Source organism: Candidatus Clostridium radicumherbarum (assembly GCF_045310525.1).
Classification (GTDB): Bacteria; Bacillota; Clostridia; order Clostridiales; family Clostridiaceae; genus Clostridium_AT; species Clostridium_AT radicumherbarum.
This window is the reverse complement of record NZ_JBJHZY010000005.1, coordinates 1-15,318: the sequence shown is the minus strand read 5'-3', so window position 1 is coordinate 15,318 and position 15,318 is coordinate 1. Positions and strand designations below refer to the sequence as shown.

General features: G+C 32.4%; 12 protein-coding genes. 6 read left to right on the top strand and 6 right to left on the bottom strand.

Features of this window, described 5'->3' with window-relative positions:
• Nucleotides 1-75: 75 nt before the first annotated feature.
• Entirely contained in the window at nucleotides 76-549 is a 474-nt protein-coding gene (locus tag ACJDUH_RS17740; RefSeq protein WP_406766553.1) for a DUF4342 domain-containing protein, read from the bottom strand.
• 324 nt (nucleotides 550-873) lie between these two features.
• Between ACJDUH_RS17740 and ACJDUH_RS17735 the strand changes: the two genes are divergently transcribed.
• From ACJDUH_RS17735 to rpsA, 3 genes are all read left to right on the top strand, one after another.
• Nucleotides 874-2,712 (top strand): DUF2207 family protein, encoded by a 1,839-nt coding sequence (locus ACJDUH_RS17735; RefSeq protein WP_406766552.1) that lies wholly within the window; start codon nucleotides 874-876, stop codon nucleotides 2,710-2,712.
• 30 nt (nucleotides 2,713-2,742) lie between these two features.
• Complete coding sequence (locus ACJDUH_RS17730) at nucleotides 2,743-3,288, top strand: LemA family protein (protein WP_406766551.1); 546 nt, start codon at nucleotides 2,743-2,745, stop codon at nucleotides 3,286-3,288.
• Nucleotides 3,289-3,407: 119 nt separating this feature from the next.
• On the top strand, nucleotides 3,408-4,589 hold the full coding sequence (rpsA, locus tag ACJDUH_RS17725; protein WP_406766550.1) for a 30S ribosomal protein S1: 1,182 nt from the start codon (nucleotides 3,408-3,410) through the stop codon (nucleotides 4,587-4,589).
• Between the two features lie 104 nt (nucleotides 4,590-4,693).
• Here rpsA and ACJDUH_RS17720 read toward each other — a convergent pair whose 3' ends face one another.
• The 5 genes from ACJDUH_RS17720 to glgB all read right to left on the bottom strand — a co-directional run bounded on the left by ACJDUH_RS17720 (nucleotide 4,694) and on the right by glgB (nucleotide 12,909).
• Complete coding sequence (locus ACJDUH_RS17720; protein WP_406766549.1) at nucleotides 4,694-7,132, bottom strand: glycogen/starch/alpha-glucan phosphorylase; 2,439 nt, start codon at nucleotides 7,130-7,132, stop codon at nucleotides 4,694-4,696.
• Between the two features lie 144 nt (nucleotides 7,133-7,276).
• Nucleotides 7,277-8,707 (bottom strand): glycogen synthase GlgA, encoded by a 1,431-nt coding sequence (gene glgA / locus ACJDUH_RS17715; protein ID WP_406766548.1) that lies wholly within the window; start codon nucleotides 8,705-8,707, stop codon nucleotides 7,277-7,279.
• A gap of 20 nt (nucleotides 8,708-8,727) precedes the next feature.
• Nucleotides 8,728-9,837, bottom strand: a complete 1,110-nt coding sequence (glgD, locus tag ACJDUH_RS17710; RefSeq protein WP_406766547.1) for a glucose-1-phosphate adenylyltransferase subunit GlgD — start codon at nucleotides 9,835-9,837, stop codon at nucleotides 8,728-8,730.
• A 17-nt stretch (nucleotides 9,838-9,854) separates the two neighbouring features.
• Nucleotides 9,855-10,997, bottom strand: a complete 1,143-nt coding sequence (locus ACJDUH_RS17705; protein WP_406766546.1) for a glucose-1-phosphate adenylyltransferase — start codon at nucleotides 10,995-10,997, stop codon at nucleotides 9,855-9,857.
• Nucleotides 10,945-12,909 carry a 1,4-alpha-glucan branching protein GlgB gene (gene glgB, locus ACJDUH_RS17700; protein ID WP_406766545.1) on the bottom strand — a complete coding sequence of 655 codons (1,965 nt, stop codon included), beginning with the start codon at nucleotides 12,907-12,909 and terminating at the stop codon, nucleotides 10,945-10,947. Before glgB ends, ACJDUH_RS17705 begins: the two co-directional genes overlap by 53 nt.
• A 275-nt stretch (nucleotides 12,910-13,184) precedes the next feature.
• Here glgB and surE point away from each other — a divergent pair, with 275 nt between their 5' ends.
• The 3 genes from surE to ACJDUH_RS17685 all read left to right on the top strand — a co-directional run bounded on the left by surE (nucleotide 13,185) and on the right by ACJDUH_RS17685 (nucleotide 14,962).
• Nucleotides 13,185-13,937, top strand: a complete 753-nt coding sequence (gene surE, locus ACJDUH_RS17695) for a 5'/3'-nucleotidase SurE (protein ID WP_406766544.1) — start codon at nucleotides 13,185-13,187, stop codon at nucleotides 13,935-13,937.
• Nucleotides 13,938-14,098: 161 nt separating this feature from the next.
• Nucleotides 14,099-14,257, top strand: a complete 159-nt coding sequence (gene rd / locus ACJDUH_RS17690) for a rubredoxin (RefSeq protein ID WP_406766543.1) — start codon at nucleotides 14,099-14,101, stop codon at nucleotides 14,255-14,257.
• Nucleotides 14,258-14,398: 141 nt separating this feature from the next.
• Entirely contained in the window at nucleotides 14,399-14,962 is a 564-nt protein-coding gene (locus ACJDUH_RS17685) for a nucleotidyltransferase family protein (protein WP_406766542.1), read from the top strand.
• Nucleotides 14,963-15,318: the final 356 nt, after the last annotated feature.

Genomic DNA, 15,318 nt, shown 5'->3' with positions numbered 1-15,318 from the left:
TATTACAACTGTATTATAAAAAATATTTACTATAAATAAATAGGCACGAACTGCTTCGTGCCTATTTATTCAAAATTAATTATTACTTGAAGTACAGCTATCATCTTCAGTTAGTTTTCTTTTAGTAGAATCTACAGTGTCGGCCACCTTATTCAGTACCTCATTTACTTGAGTACAGTCTCCCTTAGGTCCTTGGAATTTTATTCTATGACCTGTTAATAAAACTATCAATAAAACAATAAGTGTAAAGTAAGGTGCAATAATAGTTATAATAACTGCTGGTGTAACTGGCATACTCAAGACAATATTTTCATGTTTCTTAATTATTAGCTTTGTTCTGTTTCCTTTTCTAATTATTTTTTTAACAGTTTCCCAAAAGGAGTTTTTTCTCTCAGTACTTTGCTGTGGGTTCACCATATTTTGCTTCTCTAAGTAAATAAGTGCCTCAACTAAATCGTCATTACATTTTTCTAATGCATCCTTTGCTGCTTCATAACTTACATTTGCTCTTTTCCTTAATTCATCAATTTTTTCTAAACTTACTGACATTATAATTTCCTCCTCCTAGTCGGAACACTGAGTAATTTAAGATCACTCGCTCCCGCTCGCAAATTACTCGTTAAAGTCCATTTAGGACTTTAACCTCCTAAAATTTTTATTTTATCTATAGTTTTATTATAGGCAAGATATATTAGTTAAGAATTAATGAATTATTAGAATTTCATTAGAAAAATTTGGCGAGCTTTAAATAGCATAGCAAAAAGTTATTTTTTAATCATGGAATACAATAAATAAACATAGTATAATATTGCTATAAAGTTAAAATTTGGTGAATGGAAGTTGTGTTGTTATCTAATTCATGTGGAGGTAATAATGAAGAATAAATTAGCATTTTTTTTATTCAGTATTTTATTTATATGTACAACCCTAATAAGTCCTAATTTTAAAGTAAAAGCTGATAATTCATCTTTATTGATTAATAGATATATTGTAAATGCCGAAGTGTTAAGTAATGGAGATATGAAGGTTGAAGAAAATGTGGACTTTACCTTTAATGGAAGCTTTAATGGAGTAACAAAGGAAATACTTTTTCCAGAAGGAACCTCTTTAGATAATTTAATTGTTAATGAAGGTGGAAAAAATTATAGAATGACAAGCTCAGCTGTTAAAGGCAGCAGCGATGTATATACATTGGAACCTAAATCAAGTGAGGCTATTATGCTTTGGATCTATGTGCCCTCTTCAAATATGGATAGAAGTTTTAAAATATCCTACAATATTAAAAATGCGGCAAAAAAATATAGTGATACTGGTGAGTTATATTGGAAGTTCATAGGAAATGAAAACAAGACACCTATCAGTGAAACCTCTATAAGTATAGAATTGCCAGCGGAAGCTAAAAAAGAAGACATAAAAGTTTTTGCTCATGGCCCTTTAACTGGGAATTCCTCAATTTTAGATAATAGAACAGTAAATTTAACTATAAATAACCTTCCTGAAGGAAGATATGTAGAGGCCAGATTACTGTTTCCTCCCCAATTAATTCCTGGTGCGAAAAGAGTATATGCAGAAGAAGCCTTAAATAAAATATTAAGCGAAGAGGCATTACTAGCTGACGAAGCCAATAAAGCACGGGAAGAGGCAAGAAATCAAGTGCATAATGGAAGCTATAACAACTTTCCTCTAAAACTGCCATATAAGGAGGAGGCTAATAATAGCCTTGGAGGTATTCTTGTATTTATTTTAATAGGTGGAGGTATTTCTTTATGGGTTTACTTAAAGAATAAATATGGAAGTGATCCTGCTCCGGATTTTGATGGTAAGTATTATAGAGAGCTGCCTGGAGATTATTCACCTGCGGTAATGAGTGTTCTTTACTATAACAGTGTAAGTAATAGAGATATAACAGCAACACTTATGAATCTAATAAGAAAAAAGTATTTAAAACTTGATGTCTTAAAAATACAAAAGAAAAAATTATTTGGGAAGAAAGAAGTAACTGACTATGTTGTTTATAGACTAAAAAGTCCTGATAATTCATTACTAGCGCATGAAGAATTTCTTATGGATTGGCTTTTAAATGATCTAGGAGATGGAAACAGCATAGCATTTAGCAGCATTAAAGAAGTAACAAGTAAGACCGGAGCTGCTATTGAATTTAGAAACAAATATAACATATGGTGTTCATTAGTTAAGGAGGATTCAGAAGCATATAATTTTTTTGAATATAGTGGGGTACTAAATTTTAGACATAGAAGTATATATGGCTCAAATCAATATGCAAGATGGAAGGCCTTTAAAAATTTTCTGCAGGATTTCAGCAATTTAAAGGATGCAGAGCCACCTTCCTTAGTTTTATGGGAACACTTTTTAGTTTATGCAATTTCTTTAGGTGTGGCACAAAGGGTACTAGAGCAGCTTACTATAGTTATCACTGAAGGTGAAATGTATCAATATGGATATGATTTAAATATGCTAACATTTTTATATTACTCTCACTTTACTAATGATGGAGGAAATATATTCAATCAAATTCAGGATATCACAACCACCTTTACAGATTTAACTGACTCAGCCATGGCTATAGCTAATTCTTCTAACTCCTCAGGATCTGGTGATGGAGGTGGCTTTACAGGAGGTGGCTTTGGTGGTGGAGACAGCGGCGGTTTCAGTGGCGGCGGAGACGGGGGCGGAGGTTTCGGAGGTTTTTAATAATCAAAGTTATTTACAAGGAGGAAGATTATGATTTATGTTGTTTTAGGCATTTTGGCATTATTGATATTATATATTATATCAGGCTATAACGGACTTATTAGCAGAAGAAATAAGGTAAAAGACTGCTGGTCTCAAATGGATATACAGCTAAAAAGAAGGTTTGACTTGATTCCAAACTTAGTTAACACTGTAAAAGGCTATACACAATATGAAGCAGAAACGCTTCAAAAGGTAGTAGAAGCGAGAAGTAAATTTATGAAGGCAAACTCACCAGAAGAAGCTATAAAGGCCAATGGAGAACTTACACAAGTGCTAAGTAGATTAGCTGTAGTGGTTGAAAGGTATCCAAATCTAAAAGCTAGTGAAAGTTATAAATCTTTGCAAAATCAGCTTATTGAAACAGAGAACAAAATAAGCTTTTCAAGACAGTTCTACAGTGATACGGTTATGAATTATAATAACTATGTACAGAGCTTCCCATCAAACATTATAGCTTCTATATTCAATTTCAAAGAAGAAAATTATTTTGAAACCTCAAAATCAGAAAGAGAAAATATAGAAGTAGAACTATAGTGAACTAACTAAGCTGACTCTGTTATAAAAATATTTATTTTTCTTTATAAAAAATATAATTTATGCTAATATTAAAACATTGGGATTATTTTGAAGCTATAAGAGGAGGCATTTATGCTATGGATAATAATGAAGAAGTTTCAATGCAAGATTTTATGGAAGCTCTAGGTGATTCTTTAAAGAGAATTAATAGTGGTGATGTAGTTAAAGGAACAGTCATTTCTGCTTCTGATGATGCAGTTTTTGTTAATATAGGCTACATGGCTGATGGAGTTATAAGTAGGGAAGAACTCTCCTATGACGAAGCAGTTAACCCAAAGGATATAGTAAAGCCTGGAGACGAAATATATGTTTATATACTTCAGGTAAACGACGGAGAAGGAAATGTGGCATTATCTAAAATAAAAGCAGAAGAACACAAGGTTTGGGATGAATTTGAGGAATCTCTTAATGAAGGAAAAACAATTGAAGTTAAGGTTAATGAAGTTGTTAAAGGTGGAGTTACTGCAAATATAAAAGGTGTAAGAGCCTTCATACCAGCATCACAGCTATCTTTAAAGTATGTTGATGATTTAAAGGATTTTGTAGGAAAGACCTTAACAGTTAGAGTAGTTGAACTTGATAGGGATAAGAAGAAAGTTGTACTTTCTAGAAAAGAAGCTCTAAAAGCAGAGGCTGAAGTTAAAAAGCAAGAAGTATGGGCTTCACTTAAAAAGGGAGAAAAGAGAACAGGAATAGTAACTAGACTTGCTAAATTTGGTGCTTTTGTGGACCTAGGAGGTATAGACGGACTTATACATATTTCAGATCTTTCTTGGAAAAGAGTTTTAGATCCAGCTGAAGTGGTTTCAGTAGGCGATAAGGTTGAAGTTTACGTTATTGACTTCGATAAATCTAAGGATAGAATTTCTCTAGGACTTAAAGAAGTTACAGAGGACCCATGGAATAAGGTCTCATCTATGTTTAAGGTAAATGACATAGTACAAGGAACTGTGGTTAGACTTACTGACTTTGGAGCTTTTGTAGAAATTGGAGAAGGAATAGATGGTCTTGTAAGGAACTCTGAAATAGCAGAAGAAAGAGTATCGAAGGCTTCAGCTGTTTTAAATGTAGGAGACAAGGTTAAGGTTAAGATTCTTGAAATAGATTCAAAAAATCAAAGACTTGGTTTAAGCATAAGAGAAGCAAAAAATAGCGCTGAAAGAGAAGAAATCAAGGATTTCTTAGGAGATAAATCAGAAGGATTAACATTAGGAGATCTTTTAAAGGATAAGTTTAAGAATTTTAAATTTGAAGAATAAAATATTATATTGGTTACTTATTTAGGTAATAAAAATGCGGGAGGGGAGCTTTAATATGAGCCCCTTTCCGCGTTTTCAGCTAGTGGCCAAGAAAAAACTTTAATTTAATGAGCAGGAATTCCCTCCTGTTCTCTAGTACCCCAAATCTCTCTTGAATATTCTCTAATTGTATTATCACTTGAAAAAGTACCTGAATGAGCAATATTCATTATACACATTTCATTCCACTTTGCTTTATCTCTATAAAGTCTATCTATCTTTTCCTGAGCTTTTACATAGGCGTCAAAGTCTTTTAACACGAAATATTCATCATTAAACATTAGCAGTGAATCATAAACATCTTTGAATTCTGAAGGAGAGGTTCCTAAGGAGCCGTTTATTAGCTGATTTAATATTTTATTTATCCTAGGGTCATTGTTATATATATCCCAGGAGGAGTAGCCGCCGTATTTGTTATAGCTTATAACTTCATTGGCCCTTAAGCCAAAAATGACAATGTTGTCCTCCCCAACTTCATCCTTCATTTCAACATTTGCACCATCTAAAGTTGCTACTGTTATAGCACCATTCATCATAAATTTCATATTTCCAGTTCCAGAGGCTTCTTTTGAGGCAGTAGAAATCTGTTCACTTACATCTGCACAGGGAATTACCTTTTCAGCTAGTGAAACGCTGTAGTTTTCTAAAAATATTACTTTAAGCTTATTATTAATACTTGGATCATTATTAACTAAATTTGCCACGCTGTTAATAAGCTTAATTATTTGTTTTGCTAAAGAGTAGCTTGGTGAAGCCTTTGCTCCTAAGAAAAAGGTTCTAGGAAGAAAATCTATATTCGGATTTTCCTTAAGGCTATTATATAAATACATAATATGAAGAAGGTTCAGTAGTTGTCTTTTATAGGCATGTAGCCTTTTAACCTGTACATCAAATATTGAGTTTGGATTAATTTTAATACCATATTTATTTTTCACTTCATCAGTAAACTCTATTTTATTAGTCATTTTCACTGCCGCAATTTTATTTTGAAGGGCTTTATCATTTCTATATTTTTCTAATTTAATTAATTCCTTAGGGGACTTAATCCATGCAGCTCCAATAGTATTTGTAATTAAGGAGCTTAAATTTGGATTGGCTTTCATAAGCCAGCGTCTGTGAGTTATTCCGTTAGTTTTATTGTTGAATTTTTCAGGATAAAAGTCATAAAAATTAGCAAGCTCTTGATGCTTTAATATTTCAGTGTGCAGATTGGCAACGCCATTTACAGAATGGCTGCCTACTATAGCTAAATGAGCCATTTTTACAAGTCCATCTTGGATTATTGACATGCTGTTTATTTTTCCCCACTGATTTGGATACTTTTGAGTTAAATCATCACAAAATCTTCTATTTATTTCTTCAATTATCATATAAATTCTTGGAAGGAGATTTTTAAACATATCAATAGGCCATTTCTCAAGAGCCTCGGACATAATTGTATGATTTGTATAAGCCATTGTATTTTTAGTTATATAAAAGGCTTCATCCCAAGGTAAGAGCTCGATGTCAACTAAAAGTCTCATAAGTTCTGCAACAGCAACAGAAGGATGTGTATCATTAATGTGAATTGCCACATGCTTATACAGCTCATTTATTGGGGAGCCAGATTTTTTATAATTTCTGATTATACTTTGAAGACCTGCGCTAACAAAGAAGTATTGCTGCTTTAACCTAAGCAAGCGTCCTTCAAATTTACTGTCATCAGGATATAAAATCTGTGAAATTGATTCAACGGAAGCCCTGTATTCTTCGGCTTTTACATATTCACCTCGGCTAAAGGTGGAAAAGTCAAATTCTTTTTCGCAAGGCTCTGCACTCCAAAGTCTTAAGGTATTTACCATATTATTATGAAAACCTACCACAGGAGTATCGTAGGGAACAGCACGAACCGGCTCGTAATTCTCATGAATGAAGGATAATCTGCCATTAATATATTCGGGTTTTATGCTTCCGCCAAAATGAACCTCCACAGCTCTATTTTCTTTTCTTATTTCCCACACATTACCTTCTCTTAGCCAATAATCAGGAATTTCCACCTGATATCCATTAACTATCTTTTGTTCAAAAAGACCGTGTTTATATCTAATACCACAGCCATGGCCTGGTACGCCAATAGAAGCCATAGAATCTAAGAAACAGGCAGCTAGTCTTCCGAGACCTCCATTACCAAGTCCTGCATCATGTTCTATTTCTTCAAGATCATTTAAATCTATACCAAGTTCCTTAAGACCATCCATGCAAATTTCTCTAATTCCTAGATTTAAAAGATTACTGCCTAAAAGCCTCCCAATTAGAAATTCCATAGAATAATAATAAACCTGCTTTTCCCCAGTTTTTAAATAATAGCTGTTTGTACTTACCCAATTTTCTGTAACATAGTCACGTACTAGGCCTCCTAGGGCAAAGTAATTGTGAAGCTTTGATGAATCTTCAATATTTTCTGCAAAAGTGTTCATTAACTTTCTCTTATAATCAGATTTAAATTTTTCTTTATTAAGCTTCATTAATTTCCTCCTCTAGCAATATTACGATATGAGAGTTATGTCGTAATCTACTTTTATAATAATTATGTTCTTCATATTTTATAAATTTTTCTTAAAATATTAGACAGCAAAACAATTGCTGTCTAAAAATTTGTGCATTAACTTTTACAATAGTGAGGTATATAAGTTTCTATACTCTATAGCTGATTTGCTCCAGCTGTTATCTTCCTGCATAGCATTTTTCACTAAATTATACCATACCTCTTTATTGTTGTAAAAGGCTAAAGCTTTTTTAATTGTAAAAAGCATTTCGTGTGCATTATAATTTGCAAAAGAAAAACCGTTCCCTTCATTAGTATATTCATTATAAGGCTTCACTGTGTCTTTTAAGCCTCCTGTTTCCCTAACAATAGGAAGACTTCCATATTTAAGGGCAATTAGCTGACCTATACCACAGGGCTCAAATAGTGATGGCATAAGAAACATATCAGAAGCTGCGTAAATTCTTTTAGCTAGTGTATTGTTAAAGGTAATATTTGCAGATAATTTATTTGGATATACATCTGCATAATACTTAAACATTTCCTCATATTTTTGTTCTCCATTGCCCAGCACTACTAATTGTAAATCAAGCTCTAGAAGCTCATCAATAACATGGGCAACAAGGTCAATACCCTTTTGGCCTGCAAGCCTTGTTACCATGCCTATTATAGGTGTATTTTCATTAACAGGCAGGTTCAATTTTTTTTGAAGCTCTATTTTATTTTTTGATTTTCCTTCTACATTTTCAAAGTTATAATTATTGAAAAGCTCTTTATCCTTTTCAGGATTATTAAGTTCAGTATCTATACCATTTACTATACCTAAAAGATCTCTGTCACGTACCTGCAGAAGACCATGAAGTCCTTCGCCATAAAAGGAAGTTTTTATTTCTTCAGCATAGGAATTGCTCACTGTGGTTATTTTATGGCAGAAATTAAGCCCGCCTTTCATAAAGGACACGCCATCATAATATTTAAGCTTTTCCTCCGTATAATAATCCTCACTAAGGCTTAATAAATCACCTAGAATATCCTTTGAGAATACTCCTTGATACTGTAGATTATGTATAGTAAAGATGGTTTTTATATTATCAAATCTAGGATTTTCCTTATAGTGTTCTTTCATAAGGGGAGGTATCATTCCCGTATGCCAGTCATTAAGATGAATAATATCTGGAGTAAAATCAATCATGTGATTAACTGCTTCTAATACTCCCCTGCAGAAATAAGCGAAGCGTTCTCCATCATCAAAGAAACCATAGGAAGCAGCTCTTTTAAAATAATATTCATTATCTAAAAAGTAAAAGGGAATACCATCATACTCCAGGTACTGAAGTCCACCATATTGATTTCTCCAGCCAACAGGCACGTTAAAGGTTGCTAAAGTAAGCATTTTACTTTTATATTCCTGTTTAATTTCGGAGAATTTAGGAATTATCACTCTTACATCTAAACCTAATTTTCGAAGTGCTTTTGGAAGTGCGTAAGCTACGTCACCAAGCCCCCCTGTTTTAATAAAAGGATGTGCTTCTGATGCAACAAATAATATTTTCATTAACTGTCCACCTCACATTTTTATTTAAATTTAGATTTTCTTTCTACAACTAAGGGAATTTCTATATCGCCTTTAAGCTCCTTACCTTCTTCTATAACAATTCCTTTATCTATAACTATATTAGTAAGCCTAGCGTGAGCTTTAATTTCACAATTTTGCATTATAATGCAATTTTCTATTTCTGCGTCTTTATGTATATTTACTCTTCTAAAAATAATACTATTTTTTACCTTTCCTTCAATTATACATCCATTTGCCACTAAAGAATTTTCTGCTTTTGAAGTTTCGGTGTATTTTGTAGGTGGTTCATCCTGAGTTTTGGTAAATATTGTTCCGTTCTCAGAGAATAGTTCACTGCTTATGCTAAGATCTAATAAATCCATATTGGTTTTATAATAGGCCTTTATTGTATTTATACAGCTGAGATAGCCATTAAATCTATAGGCTTTTACATCTAAATTACCCAATTTATCGTAAATAGCCTCCTTTATTGAATTATAATGGCCAGTTTTAATACATCTAAGCAGTAATTTTATTAAAACTTCCTTTTTCATTATAAACATATCCATAGATATATTGTTTTGGTCATCGGTGCCTATATTCTTACCTACGGTTAATACTTTATCTCCTTCAAGATTAAGAACATCACAGTTTATAAAGCTAGTTTCATCACTAAGAGCATTTTTATAGATTATAGTTACATCTGCTTCAGACTTTTCATGGAATGCTGCTGCGGACTTATAATCAATATTACATACCATATAGGAAGAAGATATGATTACGTACTTTTCTTTGCTTTTATAAAGATATTCTATATTATTTTTAAGGGTTTCTATTTCATTAATATATTTTCCTGAGTAGCTAAAGTTAAAAATAAATAGACCATTTATTTTCCTTGCAAGGTCCCAAGGCTTTCCCGAACCTAAGTGATCCATAAGTGAGCGGGTTTTGCCATCTGTAAATATTCCAATGTTGCTCATGCCTGAGCTTACTAAATTAGAAAGCACAAAATCTATAATTCTATATCTGCCTCCAAAGGGTATGGAGGCAAGAGCTCTGTTTTTAGTGAGTCTTCTTATGTTGTCTTCATCTTCATTTAATAATATAATACCCATGTAATCCTTAAGCAACTTAATTCACCTCCCTATTAAAGTTTTGAATCTGCATCAATTACTTGTCCTTCCCCTACAACCTCTATGAACTTACTATTACCTAAAATAGTGTTTTCCTCTATAATAACGTCACCGCCGATAATAGCCTTAGTAATTACTGAATTATCCTTTATCTTTGTATTAGACATAACCACTGAGTCAATTATTCTGCAGTTTTTGCCAACTGTTACGCCCGGGAAAATTACAGAATTTTTAACTTCACCAAATATCTTGCAGCCGTCTGTAATCAAGGAGTTACTAATAACTGCATTTTCACCTATAAACTGCGGCGGAAGTGAAGCATTCACTGAGTAAATTTTCCAGTTGTGGTTGTGGATATCTAATTCGTTGTTGTCGTCCAGCAAATCCATATTAGCCTGCCATAAGCTTTCAATAGTGCCTACATCCTTCCAATAGCCTTTAAAAGGATAGGCAAACATTCTTTTTTTAGCCTCAAGCATCTTTGGTATAATGTTTTTTCCAAAATCATTACTTGATGCCTTATCAGCTTCGTCTTTTATTAAAAATTGTCCTAAGGTTTCCCAGTTAAATATGTATATACCCATGGAGGCAAGATTACTTTTTGCCTTCTTAGGTTTTTCTTCAAATTCATATATTTCATAGCTTTCTTTTGTGTTCATGATTCCAAATCTATGGGTTTCCGCGTAAGGAACCTCCATAACAGCAATAGTAGCATCTGCATTATTTTCCTTATGAAAATCCAGCATATTAGAATAATCCATTTTATAAATGTGGTCACCAGAAAGAATAAGCACGTATTCAGGGTTGTAGTTATCTATAAAATTCATATTTTGATATATGGCATTTGCTGTGCCCTTATACCAGTCACCGCCAGTTTCTCTCATGTAAGGTGGAAGTATACTAACACCACCGTTATTTCTGTCAAGATCCCAAGGAGTGCCTATGCCTATATGAGAGTTAAGGACAAAAGGCTGATACTGGGTTAGAACACCAACGGTATCTATACCAGAGTTTGAACAGTTGCTTAGGGGAAAATCAATTATTCTGTATTTCCCTCCAAAGGGCACTGCTGGCTTTGCAATACCTTTGGTAAGAATACCTAATCTACTGCCTTGTCCTCCTGCAAGTATCATTGCTATCATTTCTTTCTTCTGCATTTTCTATGCTCCTTTCTAATTTATAATCATATAAAGGTTTTATGATAATGGTTGATAATGGAGGAATAGTAAGTTTTATGTGATAGGGTTCACTATGCCAATTATCTGGCCAAGGTCTTATGTATGCATCGTTTGTTTGACTTAAGCCACCATAGTAGTCCTTGTCACTATTAAATATTTCTTTATAATGGGTAAAAACAGGAGCCCCAACCTTGTAATTAACATAGGAAACAGGAGTAAAATTACAGATAATAATTAAAAAATCTTTTTTGTTAATGCCAAACCTCACAAATGAAATTATACTCTGATCCGCGTTTTGATGATCAATCCATTTAAATCCTTCATTATTATGATCTTTTTCCCAAAGTGAGGGTTCTTTGATATATAAAGAATTTAAGTCTTTAACATAGGTTTGAAGGGATTTATGCATTGGGTAATCTAAAAGAAGCCAATCAAGTGGCTCAGCAAATCTCCATTCTATAAATTGACCAAATTCTCCTCCCATAAATAGAAGCTTTTTTCCTGGATGGCACATCATATAGCCATAGAATAATCTTAGACTAGCAAACTTCGACCAATAGTCACCTGGCATTTTATCTAAAAGAGACTTTTTTCCATGTACAACTTCATCGTGAGAAAGGGGAAGTATAAAATTTTCGCTAAAGGCATACATAAGCGAGAAGGTTATTAAATTATGATGATACTTTCTATATATGGGATCCATCTGCATATACTTCAGCATGTCGTTCATCCAGCCCATATTCCATTTATAATTAAAGCCCAGTCCTCCTAAGTATACAGGTGCTGTAACTGCCGGGAAGGAGCTGGAGTCCTCGGCTATCATAAGTACATTAGGGAAATACTTAAAAATAGTTGAATTTAATTTTTTAAAAAAATCTATAGCTTCTAGGTTTTCGGTTCCTCCATATTTATTTATGAGGTTATTTTTTTCGCTTTTACCATAATTCATATAGAGCATATTTGCTACTGCATCTACCCTTATGCCATCTATATGGTATACATCAAACCAAAATAGAGCATTTGAAATTAGAAATTGCCTTACTTCCCTTTTACCTAAATCAAAATTTGCCGTACCCCAGTCATTTTCACCTAATAGAGGATTTTCGTATTCATATAGTGGTAAGCCATCAAAGTTATACAGACCATGGGCATCCTTACAGAAGTGCCCAGGAACCCAGTCTAGGATAACGCCGATGTTATTTTCGTGAAATTTATTTACAAAATACATAAAGTCCTCAGGTCTGCCATATCTGCTTGTAACTGAGAAGTAACCTGTACTTTGATATCCCCAGGAAGCATCTAAGGGATGTTCTGTAATAGGAAGCAACTCTATATGTGTATAACACATTTGAATAATATATTCCAAAAGTTTATCTGCAATTTCTCTGTAATTTATAAAACTATCATTTTTCTTTTTCCAAGAGCCTAAATGAAGTTCATAAATGTTTAATGGATGATTATAAATGGGATTCTCCCTTCTCTTAATAAGCCAGGGACTATCCACCCAGCTAAAGGAGGCCAAATCTGTAACTACTGAGGCAGTATTAGGCCTAAGCTCTGAACAATAGGCATAAGGGTCAGCTTTAAGCAGTTTTTTGCCTGATGCCGTGGTTATTTCATATTTATAAATCTCATTAGCCTTTATATATGGAACAAATAAGGTCCATATATTTAGATTCTTCTTCAGCTTCATTATATGCTGCATGCCGCACCAATTATTAAAACTTCCTACAACACTTACAGCTTTGGCATGGGGAGCCCATAAGGTAAACCTAACACCAGGAGTTCCATTTAATGTAGTTATATGACTACCAAAAAAATTATAAATTTTTAATTGTGGCATTTTATTTAAATTTACTTTAAGCTTTCTTCGTGATTTATTAAATTTCATAGATGTAACACCTCTGCCTTAGTTAAGATGACTATGAGAAAAGGCAGAACTAAATTTGTTCTGCCTTTTAAAATTTAAAGGCTTAAAATAATAATGCTGCAATTTTTGAATATTAATCCTTCAAATAAAATACAAATATTGTGAATGTTCTATAATTACAGTGTACATTTTTCTAAGTGGCTAGTCAATGAAATTACTATTTAAAATATGTTAATTTGTTATACTATATTATATACAAAGATTATTTATGAATTTTATTTAAGGATGGTGGATTTATGAGACTACTTATAACTAACGACGATGGAATAAATGCAGAGGGAATATATATTTTAGCAAAGGAATTAGAAAAAAATCATGAAGTTACAATTATAGCTCCAGACAATCAAAGAAGTGCCTGTGGACATTCAATAACCTTGACAAGGCCGCTCATCTTAAAAGAAGTAAAGCTTAGTAATCTTAATTCAAAGGCCTATAGTTTAGATGGTACTCCAGCAGATTGTGTAAAGTTTGCATTAGATAAACTTCTAAAGGGCAAAATTGATATGGTTGTTTCAGGTGTAAATAAGGGTGTTAATCTAGGTACAGATGTTATATACTCAGGTACAGTATCAGCGGCAATAGAAGCTGCAGTATACAATGTTCCTTCCATAGCAATTTCTTCTGAATTTATAGGTGATAAGGAAAACTATGACGTAGCTGCAAAAACCGTAGAAAGTGTACTTGTGAATTTAAAAGATAAAGCTGTTAAGGATGATGTGGTTTTAAATATTAATATTCCGATGATTCCGGAGGATAAAATAAAAGGCATAAAGGTATGCAAAATAGGCAGCAGGACTTATAATAATGTATATTTGGAAAGAGAGAACAGCGAAGGGCAAGTAACTTATGAAATTGTTGGAGATATAAAAGAAGGCTCAGAAAAAGATACAGATGTTTATTATTTCAAAGAAGGCTATATAACTTTGACACCCCTTCATTATGATCTAACTAACTTTAAAATTTTAAAAACCGTAGAAGAATGGTTTTAGAAAAATTTTTGTAATACTGGAATAATGTATTTAGCTATTAGGATATAATAAACATGATAAAAACCTAAATAATTTCTCTTTTTTCACTTTACATTTTACATATAATTTGGTAAGATATAATAAAAATTAAGAGATAATAATTATTTGAGGAGGAGTAAAATATGAAAAAATATGTATGTTTAGCTTGTGGATATATATATGATCCAGAGTTAGGTGATCCAGATAACGGAGTTAATCCAGGAACTTCATGGGAGAATGTTCCTGAAGATTGGCTTTGCCCACTTTGTGGTGTAGGTAAGGATCAATTTGAAGAAGCATAAGAAACTCTAAGCAATCTCAATTGAGATTGCTTTTATTTTTTTATATTTAAAATTTTTCTTAGAATTTTTTAATAAAAATAAATGGGTATAAACTATTTGTTTTTATATAAGATCATTTATTATAGAAAGGAAAAAATATTTATGTTAGATACTTTAAGCTATATAGGTGAGAAATTTAATGATGCAGGAGTCTTATGGGCGACAGGAGCGTCTATGGTTTTAAATCATTATGGATTAGTAGATAAGCCTAACGATATAGATATATTAGTAGATATTAATGATATCAAAAGAGCTGACGAAATATTAAAGGAGCTTGGCAGTAAAAAGCCTTTGGAAAAGGGTGAATCAGCCTTATATTCCACGAAATATTTTTATGAATATATAGTAAATGGCATAGATGTGGACATTATGGCTGGCTTTGCAATTAATTTTGATGAAGGCACTTATGAATATAGCTTTGATAAGGAAGCTGTCACAAATGCAAAGAAAACTAATGGAGTAGAAATACCACTAACATCTTTAGAAGATTGGTATGTTTTATATCAGCTTATGCCCAATAGAGAAAAAAAGGTTAGTATAATTGAAGAATATCTACTAGTAAACGGAATTAAAGAACCTCATCTTATTAATAGAGCACTATCTAAAGAACTTCCAAATAATATTAGAGAAAGAATAGAATTATTAATAAGCTCTCAAAAGATGTAATTACACAATTAATTAATGTGAACTTTTCTTATTTTCAGTAATTGTATGGATACCCTACCTAGTGTATCCATACATGAAATATAAAGATATTATTAGTTTTTTTAAGAAATCTAAACATAATTAATTAAATTAACTATTTCTGCATCTTCTTATAAGTAAATGTGTGATATTATAAATAACGTCGCAAAAATAAATCGACAAACAAATTTAATTTTATACTGCAAAGTTTAATCAACTTAAAGTTACTTGTAAAAAAAGTATTGACAGGGTAAAAATTAAATGATAAGATATAAAAGCTGTCAGACGACGGCAAAACAAATTGGTCTTTGAAAATTAAACAGATATATAACAAGGTA